General features: G+C 52.3%; 10 protein-coding genes and 2 pseudogenes. 9 read left to right on the top strand and 3 right to left on the bottom strand.

The genetic code is table 11. The features are described from left to right. Window positions 1-142: 142 nt before the first annotated feature. The 4 genes from ybtP to ybtS are packed head-to-tail and all read left to right on the top strand — an operon-like array spanning window position 143 to window position 6,249. A complete protein-coding gene (gene ybtP, locus DR88_RS11125) occupies window positions 143-1,855 on the top strand; it encodes a yersiniabactin ABC transporter ATP-binding/permease protein YbtP (RefSeq protein ID WP_032443937.1) in 1,713 nt (570 codons plus the stop codon). Beyond that, the gene (gene ybtQ / locus DR88_RS11130; protein WP_000654459.1) at window positions 1,842-3,644 is read left to right on the top strand and encodes a yersiniabactin ABC transporter ATP-binding/permease protein YbtQ; all 1,803 of its coding nucleotides are present in this window, start codon (window positions 1,842-1,844) and stop codon (window positions 3,642-3,644) included. The genes ybtP and ybtQ overlap by 14 nt, the downstream gene beginning before the upstream one ends. Next, window positions 3,637-4,917, top strand: a complete 1,281-nt coding sequence (ybtX, locus tag DR88_RS11135) for a yersiniabactin-associated zinc MFS transporter YbtX (RefSeq protein WP_001286279.1) — start codon at window positions 3,637-3,639, stop codon at window positions 4,915-4,917. The genes ybtQ and ybtX overlap by 8 nt, the downstream gene beginning before the upstream one ends. Before the next feature lie 27 nt (window positions 4,918-4,944). Further along, window positions 4,945-6,249 (top strand): yersiniabactin biosynthesis salicylate synthase Irp9/YbtS, encoded by a 1,305-nt coding sequence (ybtS, locus tag DR88_RS11140; protein ID WP_004150588.1) that lies wholly within the window; start codon window positions 4,945-4,947, stop codon window positions 6,247-6,249. A 193-nt stretch (window positions 6,250-6,442) separates the two neighbouring features. On the opposite strand, the gene DR88_RS11145 is transcribed toward ybtS, so the two are convergent. Beyond that, entirely contained in the window at window positions 6,443-7,705 is a 1,263-nt protein-coding gene (locus tag DR88_RS11145) for a tyrosine-type recombinase/integrase (protein ID WP_004150586.1), read from the bottom strand. 173 nt (window positions 7,706-7,878) lie between these two features. Here DR88_RS11145 and DR88_RS28285 point away from each other — a divergent pair. The 3 genes and pseudogenes from DR88_RS28285 to DR88_RS11155 form a co-directional block, all read left to right on the top strand. Further along, window positions 7,879-8,196, top strand: a pseudogene (locus tag DR88_RS28285) (ATP-binding cassette domain-containing protein); the annotation flags it as partial. A gap of 21 nt (window positions 8,197-8,217) precedes the next feature. Next, window positions 8,218-9,174 (top strand): annotated as a pseudogene (locus DR88_RS11150) (ABC transporter substrate-binding protein). Next, window positions 9,174-10,193: a FecCD family ABC transporter permease gene (locus tag DR88_RS11155; RefSeq protein ID WP_000930220.1), complete on the top strand. Its 1,020-nt coding sequence runs from the start codon at window positions 9,174-9,176 to the stop codon at window positions 10,191-10,193. Before DR88_RS11150 ends, DR88_RS11155 begins: the two are co-directional and overlap by 1 nt. Window positions 10,194-10,397: 204 nt before the next feature. On the opposite strand, the gene DR88_RS28275 is transcribed toward DR88_RS11155, so the two are convergent. Beyond that, the gene (locus tag DR88_RS28275) at window positions 10,398-10,880 is read right to left on the bottom strand and encodes a Fur family transcriptional regulator (RefSeq protein ID WP_004150583.1); all 483 of its coding nucleotides are present in this window, start codon (window positions 10,878-10,880) and stop codon (window positions 10,398-10,400) included. 150 nt (window positions 10,881-11,030) lie between these two features. On the opposite strand from DR88_RS28275, the gene hisI reads away from it, so the two are divergent. Both hisI and zigA read left to right on the top strand, forming a co-directional pair. Then, entirely contained in the window at window positions 11,031-11,432 is a 402-nt protein-coding gene (gene hisI, locus DR88_RS0126145; RefSeq protein ID WP_016530997.1) for a phosphoribosyl-AMP cyclohydrolase, read from the top strand. 36 nt (window positions 11,433-11,468) lie between these two features. Next, the gene (gene zigA / locus DR88_RS11160; RefSeq protein WP_000005768.1) at window positions 11,469-12,692 is read left to right on the top strand and encodes a zinc metallochaperone GTPase ZigA; all 1,224 of its coding nucleotides are present in this window, start codon (window positions 11,469-11,471) and stop codon (window positions 12,690-12,692) included. A gap of 266 nt (window positions 12,693-12,958) precedes the next feature. On the opposite strand, the gene DR88_RS11170 is transcribed toward zigA, so the two are convergent. Then, the gene (locus DR88_RS11170) at window positions 12,959-14,608 is read right to left on the bottom strand and encodes a nucleoside recognition domain-containing protein (RefSeq protein WP_032105444.1); all 1,650 of its coding nucleotides are present in this window, start codon (window positions 14,606-14,608) and stop codon (window positions 12,959-12,961) included. Window positions 14,609-14,610 lie beyond the last annotated feature (2 nt).

The following is a 14,610-nucleotide window of genomic DNA, read 5'->3' as shown; positions in this document are numbered from 1 at the left end:
AATTGTCGTTTTTGGCGTCCGTAAAAATTCATCAGGAAATTCAGTTACTCCCATGTCATCTCAATCATCCAATACTGAATCGCTGTCCCGATTTCCTCTCTGGCAGGTGATTACACCGGTTCGCAGGAAGGTTATTTTAGCTATGGCGCTGGCGGGGCTGGCGGCATTAACCAGCCTGGGGGCGCTCCTTTTTCTGGCGTGGAGCCTGCGTGACATTCGCGCGACGCCTGACGCTATTCCGGCCTGGCCGCTGGGCGGCGTGATCGGCTGCGTGGTCTTAACTTTTGTTCTGCGCTTACAGGCGTTCAACACCTCTCATTACGCGGCTTTTCATCTGGAGAACAGTCTGCGCAGCAGGTTAGCCCGTAAAGCATTGCAGCTTCCGCCTGGCGTGTTACAGCAAATGGGCAGCGGGTCAGTGGCGAAAGTGATGCTGGATGACGTGAAGTCGTTACATATTTTTGTGGCCGACAGCACGCCGCTCTATGCCCGCGCGATCATCATGCCGCTGGCGACAATCGTTATCTTGTTCTGGCTGGACTGGCGGCTGGCAATCGCGACGCTGGGGGTACTGGCGTTTGGATCGGTTGTTCTCGTGCTCGCCCGCCAGCGTTCGGAAGATATGGCTCAGCGTTATCATAAGGCGCGCGAGCAGGTTAGCGCGGCGGTGATTGAGTTCGCGCAGGCCATGCCCGTGGTGAGAACGTTTGATAGCGGCAGCACCAGTTTTTTGCGCTATCAACGCGCCCTTGAAGAGTGGGTCGATGTGCTCAAAACCTGGTATCGCAAAGCCGGTTTTTCAGCGCGTTTTTCCTTCTCGATTCTGAATCCTCTCCCGACCCTGTTTGTCCTGATCTGGTCGGGATACGGCCTGCTGCACTATGGCAGTTTCGATTTTATCGCGTGGGTGGCCGTTTTACTGCTGGGCAGCGGAATGGCCGAATCCGTAATGCCAATGATGATGCTCAATAACCTGGTCGCGCAAACGCGTTTAAGCATTCAGCGTATTTATCAGGTTCTCGCGATGCCGGAGTTATCGCTGCCGCAGTCTGACCAGCAGCCGCAAGAGGCGAGCATTACCTTTGAGCAGGTGAGCTTTCATTATCCGCAAGCGCGTACTGGTGCCGCGTTGCAGGAGGTGAGCTTTCATGTGCCTGCCGGGCAAATTGTGGCGCTGGTCGGGCCAAGCGGCGCCGGAAAAAGCACCGTGGCGCGCTTGCTGCTGCGTTACGCCGACCCGGACAAAGGCCATATCCGTATTGGAGGCGTGGATCTGCGTGATATGCAGACGGACACCCTGATGAAGCAACTCTCGTTTGTGTTTCAGGACAACTTCCTTTTTGCCGACACGATAGCCAATAACATTCGTCTGGGCGCGCCGGATACGCCGCTGGAGGCGGTAATAGCGGCGGCCAGAGTGGCGCAGGCCCATGATTTTATTAGCGCTCTGCCAGAAGGTTACAACACACGAGTCGGGGAACGTGGGGTATTTCTCTCCGGCGGCCAGCGGCAGCGCATTACTATCGCCCGGGCGCTTTTGCAGGATCGCCCCATCCTGGTGCTCGATGAGGCGACGGCGTTTGCTGACCCGGAAAACGAAGCGGCGCTTATCAAGGCGCTCGCGGCGGCCATGCGTGGCCGGACGGTCATCATGGTCGCGCATCGTCTCTCAATGGTGACTCAGGCCGATGTGATATTGCTGTTTTCCGACGGACAGCTCAGGGAAATGGGGAACCATACGCAACTGTTGGCGCAGGGCGGCCTGTATCAACGGCTCTGGCAACACTATCAGCAGGCGCAGCATTGGGTGCCGGGTGGAACACAGGAAGAGGTGGTGGAAAATGAAAGACAATAATCCTGCGGATAACCTGGCCTGGCGCGTCAACTGGCGCCAGCTTATCTCCAGCGTTGGCAGTCAGGCCAGGATGCTGCGACGCAGTATGCTGGCGCTGTTGCTGGCGGCATTCATGCAGGGGATCGCCTTTGCCTGTCTTTATCCGATCATTGATGCGCTGTTACGGGGAGATGCGCCGCAACTTCTTAACTGGGCTATGGCCTTCAGCGTCGCCGCAATTGTGACGCTGGTGCTACGCTGGTATGGCCTGGGCTTTGAATACCGTGGTCATCTGGCGCAGGCCACCCATGAGTTGCGCCTGCGACTTGGCGAGCAGTTACGCCGCGTGCCGCTGGAGAAGCTCCAGCGCGGCAGGGCGGGTGAAATGAACGCCTTGCTGCTGGGCAGCGTGGATGAAAACCTCAATTATGTTATTGCGATAGCCAATATTTTGCTGCTCACCATTGTCACGCCGCTGACGGCGTCGCTGGCGACATTGTGGATAGACTGGCGGCTGGGGCTGGTGATGTTGCTGATCTTCCCTCTGCTGGTGCCGTTTTATTACTGGCGCCGCCCGGCGATGCGGCGACAAATGCAGACGCTGGGGGAAGCGCACCAGCGTCTGAGCGGCGATATCGTTGAATTTGCTCAGGGGATGATGGTATTGCGCACCTGCGGCAGCGATGCCGATAAAAGCCGGGCGCTGCTGGCGCATTTCAATGCGCTGGAAAACTTACAGACCCGCACTCACCGTCAGGGCGCTGGCGCGACGATGCTGATCGCCAGCGTCGTGGAGTTGGGCCTACAGGTGGTGGTGTTATCCGGGATCGTCTGGGTAGTGACGGGCACTCTGAACCTCGCCTTTTTGATTGCCGCCGTCGCGATGATTATGCGCTTCGCAGAACCGATGGCGATGTTTATCAGCTACACCTCGGTTGTGGAACTGATCGCCAGCGCCCTGCAACGGATTGAGCGGTTTATGGCGATAGCACCGCTTCCCGTCGCAGAGCAAAGCGAGATGCCGGAACGTTACGATATCCGCTTTGACAACGTCAGCTATCGCTACGAAGAAGGCGACGGCCACGCGCTTAATCATGTTTCTTTGACGTTCCCGGCAGCCAGTATGAGCGCGCTGGTGGGTGCCTCCGGCGCAGGCAAAACTACGGTCACCAAACTGTTAATGCGCTATGCCGATCCGCAGCAAGGGCAGATTTCTATTGGCGGCGTCGATATTCGCCGCCTGACGCCGGAACAGCTCAATAGCCTGATTTCTGTTGTTTTCCAGGATGTCTGGCTGTTTGATGACACGCTGCTGGCGAATATCCGTATCGCGCGCCCACAGGCGACGCGGCAGGAGGTAGAAGAGGCCGCCCGCGCGGCGCAGTGCCTTGAGTTTATTTCCCGTCTTCCGCAAGGCTGGCTGACGCCAATGGGAGAGATGGGCGGCCAGCTATCGGGCGGCGAGCGCCAGCGGATTTCCATTGCCAGAGCGTTATTGAAAAACGCGCCGGTCGTCATTCTCGATGAACCGACTGCCGCGCTGGATATTGAAAGCGAGCTGGCGGTGCAAAAAGCGATCGATAACCTGGTTCACAACCGGACGGTGATTATCATCGCTCACCGTTTATCCACCATCGCCGGGGCCGGAAACATTCTGGTGATGGAAGAGGGACAGGTGGTTGAGCAGGGTACTCATGCGCAATTGCTCTCACATCATGGACGTTATCAGGCGCTGTGGCAGGCGCAAATGGCCGCGCGCGTGTGGCGCGACGACGGGGTTTCCGCGTCTGGAGAGTGGGTGCATGAGTGATGTTCAGTCGAATGTGAAACCGCTGACGTTGACGACCGGGCGGGTGATTTTTGCTATTGCCGGCGTCTATGTGACGCAGAGTCTGGTATCGGCGCTGTCTATGCAGTCCTTACCCGCGCTGGTGCGCGCTGCTGGCGGATCGCTGGCGCTTGCCGGTGCGACAACCCTGTTCATGCTGCCCTGGGCGCTGAAGTTTATTTGGGCGCCGTGGATCGAACGCTGGCGGCTTCCGCCCGGTAGCCAGGAACGCCGTTCGCGGATGTTAATCCTGCGTGGTCAGGTCGCGCTAGCGGCGATCCTGATGATTGCCGCAGCGATTGGCTGGTTTGGGCGAGAAGGAGGATTTCCCGATACGCAAATCGTCGCGTTATTTGTTCTGTTTATGGTGGCAGGCACGGTCGCTTCCACCATTGATATCGCCAGCGACGGCTTTTGCGTCGATCAACTGACTCGCGCGGGTTACGGCTGGGGAAACAGCGTGCAGGTCGGCGGCAGCTATCTGGGAATGATGTGCGGCGGCGGGGTGTTCCTGATGTTGTCGGCAGCATCCGGCTGGCCTGTCGCCATGCTGATGATGGCGATGCTGATTATGGCGCTGTCATTCCCGCTGTGGCGCATTACGGAGCCGACGCGAACAGCGCCTATCCCGCATGTTCCGGCGTTAGGTTATGCGCTAAGGAGGAAGCAGGCGCGCCTAGGCTTACTGCTGGTATTAATGCTGAATTCAGGCATGCGGTTTGTGCTGCCTCTTCTGGCGCCGCTGTTGTTGGATCATGGGTTGAGCATGTCTGCGTTGGGCGCGCTGTTCAGCGGCGGCAATATTGCAGCGGGCATAGCAGGAACGCTGGCCGGCGGATTACTGATGAAATACACCTCACCCGGCAGAGCGCTGTTGACGGCTTATGGCGTCCAGGGGATCGCGCTGCTGGCGGTGGTGATGACGTTCATGATGGCGCCGGGTCATCTGTTGCTGCCGATTCTCCAGTGTCTGGTCATTGTCCAGTCCATTTCGCTGGCCTGCGCGCTGGTCTGTCTTTACGCCACGCTGATGTCGCTTTCATCGCCTTTGCAGGCCGGTGTCGACTTCACCCTCTTTCAATGTACTGACGCGGCAATCGCCATCCTGGCTGGTGTTATCGGCGGCGTTGTTGCTCAACATTTTGGCTATGCGGCCTGCTTCCTGTTTGCCGGGGTATTCACGTTGCTGGCGGCGTGGGTTGCTTATATCCGGCTGCATTCGGCAAGAGAACTGATGACAAGCGCAATTGATTGATCCGGGAATAACACAGAGAGGTAAGGGATGAAAATCAGTGAATTTTTACACCTGGCGTTACCAGAGGAACAATGGCTGCCGACGATTTCTGGCGTTTTACGCCAGTTCGCAGAAGAAGAGTGTTATGTCTATGAGCGTCAACCCTGTTGGTATTTAGGCAAAGGGTGCCTGGCACGGTTGCACATTAATGCCGACGGAACGCAGGCGACATTTATTGATGGTGCCGGGGAGCAACAATGGGCGGTGGATTCCATTACCGACTGCGCGCGTCGTTTTATGGCACATCCTCAGGTCAAAGGACGTCGGGTTTATGGACAGGTTGGGTTCAACTTTGCGGCGCATGCGCGGGGGATTGCCTTTAACGCCGGGGAGTGGCCGCTGCTGACGTTAACCGTTCCCCGTGAAGAACTTATTTTTGAAAAGGGAAATGTCACCGTTTATGCGGACTCCGCCGACGGGGGCCGACGTTTGTGTGAGTGGGTAAAAGAGGCCAGTACAACGACGCAGAACGCACCACTGGCGGTGGATACCGCCCTCAATGGCGAGGCGTATAAACAACAGGTTGCACGCGCCGTTGCGGAGATCCGCCGTGGCGAGTATGTCAAAGTGATTGTCTCGCGCGCTATTCCCCTGCCATCGCGGATTGATATGCCCGCCACGCTGTTATACGGGCGGCAGGCAAATACACCTGTGCGCTCGTTTATGTTCCGTCAGGAAGGACGCGAAGCGCTGGGCTTTAGCCCGGAACTGGTGATGTCAGTGACGGGCAATAAAGTGGTCACTGAACCGCTTGCGGGCACCCGCGATCGCATGGGAAACCCGGAGCATAATAAGGCGAAAGAGGCAGAACTGCTGCACGACAGTAAAGAGGTGCTTGAGCATATCCTTTCTGTCAAAGAAGCGATTGCTGAACTGGAGGCCGTTTGCCTGCTGGGCAGCGTGGTGGTTGAAGATTTAATGTCGGTTCGCCAGCGCGGCAGCGTTCAGCATCTGGGGTCCGGCGTGAGCGGTCAGCTTGCGGAAAACAAGGATGCCTGGGATGCGTTTACCGTGCTGTTTCCGTCGATTACCGCCTCAGGTATCCCTAAAAACGCTGCCCTGAACGCGATTATGCAAATTGAGAAGACGCCGCGAGAGCTCTATTCCGGCGCAATTCTGCTGCTGGACGATATGCGCTTCGATGCGGCGCTAGTTCTGCGTTCCGTATTTCAGGACAGCCAGCGCTGCTGGATACAAGCGGGGGCGGGAATCATCGCGCAATCTACACCGGAACGCGAACTGACGGAAACCAGGGAGAAATTAGCGAGCATTGCGCCCTATTTAATGGTGTAGGAGTAACTGTTTTCTAACCTCACAACCAGACTGTCCAAAGACAATTGAGTCGCTCTTTGATTCCTCTGTGACTCTATTGTCTTCTTTTTGGATAAAATAGGTGTTTTTCGTCATGAAGTTGATAAAAGTCTATATAGAACCACCTCCTGTAGAGGTGGTGGTAATTTGCCAGAGTGTGGGATTCGTTAGTATACTATGGGATAAACTTATTTTTACCAATTGTATAAGGCGGTGCATAAGATTCTCGGCATGCTTCCAGATAATCCGACCACCACTGCATCATCGCTTTGCGGGCTTCTAGGTGCTCTGCCTTATGAATATAAGCCATGCGCACGGTATTGCGCTCCTGATGACTCATCTGGCGTTCTACTGCGTCCTTTGCCCATAAACCCGATTCCATCAGCGCACTGCATGCCATTGCCCGGAAGCCGTGACCGCAGATATCCTTTTTCGTGTCGTAACCCATCACCCGCAGTGCCTTATTGACCGTGTTTTCACACATTGGCTTATACGGGTTATGGTCGCCGGGGAAGATCAGTTCATTATTACCGGTGATATCCTTAATCTGTTTCAGAATGGCGATGGACTGTTCTGAGAGGGGTACGATATGCGGCATTCGCATTTTGGCCCCGCGGCCGGAATAACGCACGCCAATAATGGGTTCTCGCGTCGCGGGTATCGTCCAGACTCGGTTTGTGAAATCAATCTCTGACCAGCGGGCGAAACGCAGTTCACTGGAGCGAATGAACACATGCAGCATCAGCAGGACGGCCAACCGCGTCAGTTCACGGCCCTGATGATATGCCTCAATACGTTCAAGCAGTTCAGGCAGCCGCTCCAGTGGCAGGGCAGGATAGTGCCGTCTGACAGGAGGTGTGGTCACGCCGCCAAGATTTGCTGCCGGGTTCGTATCGATTAACCCCTGATGAACCGCATGGCGCATTATGTTACTCAGGTGCTGCCGCGTGCGGGACGCAACTTCCAGCAGACCTTTTTCCTCGATCCTTTTCAGCAGGTCAATGAAATGACGGGGTTTAAGTTCTGATACAGGCAGGTTGCCAATGACCGGAAAGATGTGATTGTTCATGCTGGCAAGCAGACGGTCAGCGGTGTTCTGCGACCATTTTCGGTTACTTTTATGCCACGCCAGCGCCACGTTTTTAAAAACTTTATCCGGTGTTCGTGAGCCACGTTCAGCAGCCCGCTGCTGTACCGGGTTGATATTCAGCGCCAGCATTTTACGGATACCTTCACGTTGCTGTCGCGCATCAGACAGGGAGATGGCTGGATAGGTACCCAGCGCAATGCGGGATTCTTTACCGCTAATACGGTATTTGAGATACCAGTGGCGGGAGCCACCCGGCTTGACCAGCAGATACAGACCGTGGGAATCGGAGACTTTAAAGGGTTTATCAGAAGGCTTGAGGGTGCGGATTTTCGCGTCGGTAAGGGACATATGGGGGTCACTCCATTATCGAACTAACCTGACCCCAGATTTGACCACCAATTTTTCCCGATGCGTAGGGTAAAATCAAAATGCACCGGGAAGAGTTTTCACACTAACCTGTTGAATCAACATCAGATAAGGATTCGCAAGGAAGCATGAAAACAGAAAATTGGCTCCTCTGACTGGCACAGACGCCCGACCTGGTATTGCTTGATGAACCCACCAATCATCTCGATCCTCCCGGGCGCGAGGAACTGCTTTCCCTTGTAAAAACCAAGGGAATTACCGTCGTGGCGGTATTGCACGATCTGACACTGACAGAATCATTTGCTGACCGTGTTCTCCTCTTGGCGCAGGGGCAATCAGTGATCTGTGACACACCGGAGAGGGTATTGGTATCAGAATACCTTTATCCCATCTTTGGCTTGACCAGTTTTACCGTACCGCATCCCCATACAGGAAAGGCGTTGCGTATTTTTGAAGTTCCGCATTGTGCATAAATTACTTTCTGAGAGTCAGTGATGAAAAAATTGTTTATATCCCTGCTGGCGGTACTGTCTGCCTCAGTAGCCAGTGCTGCTGATTTTCCTGTTACTATTGAAAGTTGTGGGACTCCTGTCACATTCGCCGGTCCGCCGAAAAGGGCTGTTATCAACGACCTTAATATGTTAGAAATGGCGTTTGCACTGCATTTACAGGATCGTATTGTTGGGCTGACTGGTATTAGTGGCTGGTACAAAATGACGCCGGAATTTAAAAAGGCGATGGGCTCGATCCCAGAACTGGCACCCAAATATCCCACTCTGGAAACATTGCTGGCAGCCGAACCTGATTTCTTTTTCGCTGGCTGGAACTATGGGATGAAGGTGGGTGGCGAAGTGACGCCGGATACGCTAAGCAAATATGGCATCAAGACTTTTGTTCTGAGTGAAAGCTGTGTGTTCACCACAGCGCACAAAAATAAAGCCACCATGGATCTGCTGTATAACGATGTCCTCACGCTGGGTAAGATTTTTGGCAAGCGCAATGACGCACAGTCCCTGGTCAGCGGCTGGAAAAAGAGGTTGAATGAACTGCCGAAGCCAGCGGCAGGTACCCGTCCTTTAAAGGTGTTCGTCTACGACTCAGGCGAGGATAAACCGTTTACCAGTGGTAAATATGCGATGCCTACGGCCATAATTGAGGCGGCTGGTGGTAAAAATGTAATGGAGGCGGTGGATACCAGTTGGGGAACGACTTCCTGGGAAAGCGTGGCCGCTACTGAGCCGGACTTCATTATTTTGTTGGATTAGCAGACGGGCAGCGGTGCGGATGCACTGCGTCATTTTCTTGAGAATCATCCGTTAATGAAACTGACTCCGGCTGTTCAGCATCATCGATACCTGAAATTACAATATGCTGAACTGACACCGGGGCCTGCCAACGTTGATGCGGTGGAAAAACTCGCGCGGGCGATGTACCCGTCAACGGCGAAGTGATGCTCATGTCGTACCGTTATCACTGGGCGATGTGGGGAGCCATGGTAGTGCTGATTGGGTTGATGTTATTCAGTATTACCAGAGGGACAGTCTCACTGTCGCTAATGCAGGTGCTGGGAGCACTGAAGCTGGTGGATGAGCCGGTATCTGCCATGGTCAGCAGAATTGTGACGGATTTACGCGTACCGAGGATGTTGCTCTCTGTGCTGACAGGGGCGGGACTGGCAATGGTAGGGGCGTTGTTACAAACTACCACCCGTAACGATCTGGCCGATCCTTTTTTGTTCGGGCTATCCTCCGGCGCGTCAGCGGGGGCGGTGCTGGTGATCACCCGTTTTGGTGATCGACTTGGTGTATTAACGCTCCCCGTATCGGCGTTTGTTGGTGGTGTGTGTTCCGCCATAGCAGTAATGCTGTTGTTTCATTTTAAAAAGCAACGCGGAGCTGAGCATCTAATTCTCTGCGGTCTTGCCATCTCTTTTTTGTTCGGGGCGCTGACCAGTTATTTCATTTTTTCGGGCGATCAGCGAGCTGCCAGCTCTGTGCTGTTCTGGTCACTGGGTGGTCTGGGATTAGCCACCTGGAATAATTTGCCTTTCGCAGTGTTCAGCCTGGTGTTGCTGTTTGCTTTTGTCCTGTTACGGTGGCGCTCTCTGGATGGTGTGCTGGCAGGAGAACAGACAGCGTTGTCGCTGGGGATTAACGTGAGTCGTCTGCGCATCGAGATTTTTCTTTGTTGCGCACTGGCAACATCGTTGATGGTGGCATTAACCGGCGTGATTGGATTTGTTGGCTTAATGGTGCCTCATCTGTGTCGGCATTTTGCAGGCGTTAAGCATCTGTTGTTGTTACCTTTGTGTGGCGTCTGGGGTGCAATATTACTGTGTGGCGGCGATATAGTCAGCCGGACGATACTGGCACCGCAGGAACTACCAATTGGCATTATTACGGCGGGCATTGGAGGGTTGTTTATTATCATGTTACTCGCACGAAATTCGTCCAGAAATACGGCCTGTTAAGCACATATAAGACAGAAAAATAAGGCTCTGATGTCTTTTATTCATTCTGAAGGTTGAGGTTGTTGACGCCAATTATGAAAGCAACCGACAATCCTTGTTGACGGTTATATTTATTATAGAGTCAGGTAATAGTGTGATGGCTTTTAGATATTTTAAATTTATTTATCGCCTGACTCGATTTCAATGATTATTCGTATTGGTGATTTAACCCTTTCCTCGACAATCAGGGCAAATTACTTTAACTTCAATATCTTTTTTTTGTACAGCACAACCATAATCTATTGCTTTTTTCTCAATGTAAGTGTGAATGAGGTGGTCAGTATGTTGGATTATTGTTCCGCAGTTTGAGCAAATCAAAAAAATAGTCACAACATCAGAGGATAAATTATTTTTTTTGATAAATTTGCTACAGCATTCTATTTTTACGATAATCCCTGCCTGTTGCAAATAATTCAGAGAACGATAAACCGTAGCCGGTTTTGCATTCGGATTATATTTCTTCATTAATTCCAGTATCTGGTATGCGCTAATGCCTTTTTCTTTAGCATGACTGACGAAATTATAAACTCTCTCCCGGAGCGGTGTGATTCGTATTTTCTTACTCTCAATCAGCTCTCTCCGCCCGGAACAATCCGTAGACGATAATGCAGTGTCCCTTGTACTTAGAGAATATGGGCTATTACTCACCGGGCCTCCTGTAATTTTCAAGCGATGTTATCTTTTCTTGTCCTGAAACGATGGAAATCTACTGATGTTTTGATCGTGCCATGTAAGGAAAGAAGAACTGGCAAATTTTATTGTTACGTTATATCATAACACATGATAAGTGAGGTGCCAATGTTTCTCTTACTGGAAAAAGCCCATGCAGGTGCAGTTTTTAAACTTGAAGATATCCTGGCATCAATACCCTGGGATTCTCATGGATTGATCGCTGCGATTGCACAGCAATATGACACTGGAGAGGTGTTGATGCTTGCCTGGATGAATCAACAGGCTCTTGATGAAACCTTATTGACTGGCAGAGCCTGTTATTGGTCGCGATCCCGATCATGCCTTTGGCGAAAAGGTGAGACCTCCGGCTGCGTTCAGCAAGTACATGATATCCGTCTGGATTGTGACGGAGATGCGGTACTACTGCTTGTGGATCAAAAAGGTGGAGCCTGCCACACAGGTCGGCGGAGTTGTTTTTACAACGCCATTAAAGGCGATGAGCTAACCGTGCTCAACGATCCTGGTTAATCCGAACACAACGAATATCTGAGGAGATGTAAGGCAATGTCCGAAGTCAGTGCAAATTTTCATGGCGATAAACGCCTGCCGGTTACCGTACTTTCGGGATTTTTGGGAGCAGGGAAAACGACACTGCTTAACCATATTCTGAACAACCGGGAAGGCCGTCGTGTTGCTGTCATTGTTAATGATATGTCTGAGGTGAATATTGATGCTGCCCTTGTGAGGGAAGGTGGTGCAGAACTCTCCCGGACTGATGAAAAACTGGTAGAAATGAGCAACGGTTGCATTTGCTGCACATTGCGCGAAGATCTTCTTCTCGAAGTTAATCGTCTTGCAAAAGAAGGGCGTTTTGATCAGCTTGTCATTGAGTCCACCGGTATATCTGAGCCTCTGCCTGTTGCTGAAACATTTACCTTTGCGGGCGATGACGGTGAAAGCCTTTCGACGGTGGCCCGCCTTGACACCATGGTCACTGTGGTGGATGCGTACAATTTTCTGAAAGACTACGGTTCGGAAGACAGCATTCAGTCACGCGGAGAATCGTTAGGTGAAGGTGATGAAAGGAGCGTTGTTGACTTGCTGATCGATCAGATTGAATTCTGTGATGTACTGGTCCTTAATAAAGTTGACCTTATCAGTGAAGCGCAAAAAGAAAAACTGATGGCGATTTTACGTTCGCTTAATCCACGGGCCAGAATCGTTGTTTCACAGTTTGGACAGGTTCCGCTGGGCAACATACTTAATACCGGGCTGTTTGATTTCGAGCAGGCCGCTCAGGCACCCGGCTGGCTTAAAGAACTCCGGGGCGAACATACGCCGGAGACAGAAGAATATGGGATCACCAGCTTTGTCTTTCGCGCCCGCCGGCCTTTTCATCCGACCCGTTTCTGGCAGGTGATGGAAAATGAGCTGGATGGAGTCGTCAGATCAAAAGGTTACTTCTGGCTGGCCAGCCGTCCGGAATTCGCAGGTTCATGGTCGCAGGCAGGTGGCATTGCGCGCCAGGGGCTGGGGGGCATGTGGTGGGCTAGTGTGCCGAAAGGACGTTGGCCAGAGGATGCTGAGTCACTGAAGTTCATCATGTCTAACTGGATAGATGGCATTGGTGATGCCCGTCAGGAACTCGTTTTTATTGGAATGGATATGAATGAATCAGAACTGCGCAACAGACTGGATTCCGCCCTGTTAACGGATGCAGAAATGGCAGAAGGGCCTCAAAAGTGGCGGCATTATTCCGATCCTGTTGAGCCCTGGTTCGAAGAATGAATCGAAGGCACCCGCATTTGTCGGGTGCCTTCGTATGAAAGCGAAAAGGGGGCAGATTTACAACAATTCTTCCCCAGCTTTTTTGAACCACTGTACAACACTATTCAGATGTTGTTGCCCATATAGCGAGACAAAACGTCTGGTTTCCTGATGATCTTGGGACTCAAGGACTGCCAGACGGGATGCAATAAATGCCTGCGTCAGGGGAATTCCACATTCTTCTGTGATGCACCGGTACCATTGCTGGTAAGTCTTGGGGATCATACTTATGCCTCATGAATAAATAACTGGGATATCACCAGAGCCACCACCAGAGAACTTAATACCTGTTTTCCCGCCACTGCTGCTGCAAACCGCCAGTTTATTTCCCGGGCGATGGTAAATACCGTGACAAGGCAGGCCATCAACGTAGAGGCGAGCCAGACAAGTAGCAGTAACTGAGATGTGCTGAGAGACTGTATTAAGCTGCCGCCATCCTGATTGAGTACCATCAAACCATCTTTCCTTAGCAGTGAAAAAATGATCCCGGGCATCAGTTCTGCTGGCAGTTTAAAAAGATGAAGTAAAGGTGCCGTCGTTTCACTCAGCCAGCGAGTGATCCCTGCGTAATCAAGCATCCCCGCAACAATACAGATAATCAGGAATAACGGCATGGCTTGCGTAATGAACTGACGGAGGATATTTTTCAGCATCCATGTCACATTTCGCCAGCGTGGCCATTGTAGCCAGGTGAGCTCTGTCAGACGCTGGTTTTGGCCAGGCTTCAACGACCCGTTCCAGAGGCGCGTATGTATTGCGCCTGTGAAAAACAGCAGACTGAGATAGGGGATAAAGAGCCATGGTTGATGGGCGGCATTAAAAAGAGAAAGCGTCGCCCCCGTCTGATAGCTGCAAGCGGCCCCAAAGCTAATCATACTTATACAAGCATGCCGGGTGCATCGCGAACACGAACGGCTCTGAAAAACCGCCACGACATTACAGCCGAAACTGCTTAATACAGGAATAAGGTCCTGACCGCTGAGGCCGAGTTTTCTCAACCAGGGATCCAGCGTCGCTGTAATTCTTTCCTTAAGTCCACTGTCGTCAGTCAGCGAAAGAGACAACCCTATCAGTACCACCACAGGAAATGCCCATACAAACGAATAAAGTCCCAGACTAAAAAGACCGTAATTGCCGACAAATAGTGTCTTCAGAACGTCGGGCCAGCTCGTCGTTATATTCTTAAGCGGCTGAATAACCGCACTGTCAATGACAGGCTGAATAAAATCTGACAGCAGCCATGCCCCCCATACCGGAACGGCAAACAGCAGGAAAAGGCATACTATTGCAGCAACTTTTCCACACCAACGATGTTCAAATATCGTTTGTTGAGGAAATTCAGCCAGCAGATTAATTACCGGTATCTTTTGACGGGGTAAAGAGACAGCGGAGGGTGCAGGTTTATCCTGCAACAGCAACTGCACTATTCCCTGGCGAACATTGCTGCCAGCTTCCCGGGCATTGACTGCCAGTACCGGCGCGCCTGATGTTTCACTCAGGTATTCAGTCACTTCCAGAAGGCCCTTTCTGATCTTATCAGCAAAGGTCAGGAGTATAACAACGTGTTTTGCCTGTGGCGGTATGAGGTGACAGAGCGTTTGCCACTCCTGCTGAGCGTGCGTGGCCCGCAGAACCACCAGAATGCCATCATGCTGATTTAGCGCATCAAGGGCGAGTTTTGTGGTTTCACTGTCGCTCTGAAAACGTATGCCTGGCGTATCAACCAGGCAGATCCCTGCATCATTAATGAGACCTTCCCGACATACAACGGTCGATCCCCTGAAATTACGCTCATCACTGGCAGCACTTTCCGTCAGGATATTAAACAGGGTAGATTTTCCTGCACTTTCTAATCCCATTAAAACGAATGATTGCATAA

It is taken from the genome of Klebsiella pneumoniae (assembly GCF_000742135.1).
GTDB lineage: Bacteria > Pseudomonadota > Gammaproteobacteria > Enterobacterales > Enterobacteriaceae > Klebsiella > Klebsiella pneumoniae.
This window is presented reverse-complemented; position numbering and strand designations above follow the sequence as displayed.

Excerpts from the sequence above, each read along its gene's own strand:
- ybtX (WP_001286279.1), top strand. The coding sequence starts at position 3,637 with ATGAGTGATGTTCAGTCGAATGTGAAACCGCTGACGTTGACGACCGGG.
- zigA (WP_000005768.1), top strand. The coding sequence starts at position 11,469 with ATGTCCGAAGTCAGTGCAAATTTTCATGGCGATAAACGCCTGCCGGTT.
- DR88_RS11155 (WP_000930220.1), top strand. The coding sequence starts at position 9,174 with ATGCTCATGTCGTACCGTTATCACTGGGCGATGTGGGGAGCCATGGTA.
- ybtS (WP_004150588.1), top strand. The coding sequence starts at position 4,945 with ATGAAAATCAGTGAATTTTTACACCTGGCGTTACCAGAGGAACAATGG.
- DR88_RS11145 (WP_004150586.1), bottom strand. The coding sequence starts at position 7,705 with ATGTCCCTTACCGACGCGAAAATCCGCACCCTCAAGCCTTCTGATAAA.
- ybtQ (WP_000654459.1), top strand. The coding sequence starts at position 1,842 with ATGAAAGACAATAATCCTGCGGATAACCTGGCCTGGCGCGTCAACTGG.
- ybtP (WP_032443937.1), top strand. The coding sequence starts at position 143 with ATGGCGCTGGCGGGGCTGGCGGCATTAACCAGCCTGGGGGCGCTCCTT.
- DR88_RS11170 (WP_032105444.1), bottom strand. The coding sequence starts at position 14,608 with ATGCAATCATTCGTTTTAATGGGATTAGAAAGTGCAGGAAAATCTACC.
- hisI (WP_016530997.1), top strand. The coding sequence starts at position 11,031 with ATGTTTCTCTTACTGGAAAAAGCCCATGCAGGTGCAGTTTTTAAACTT.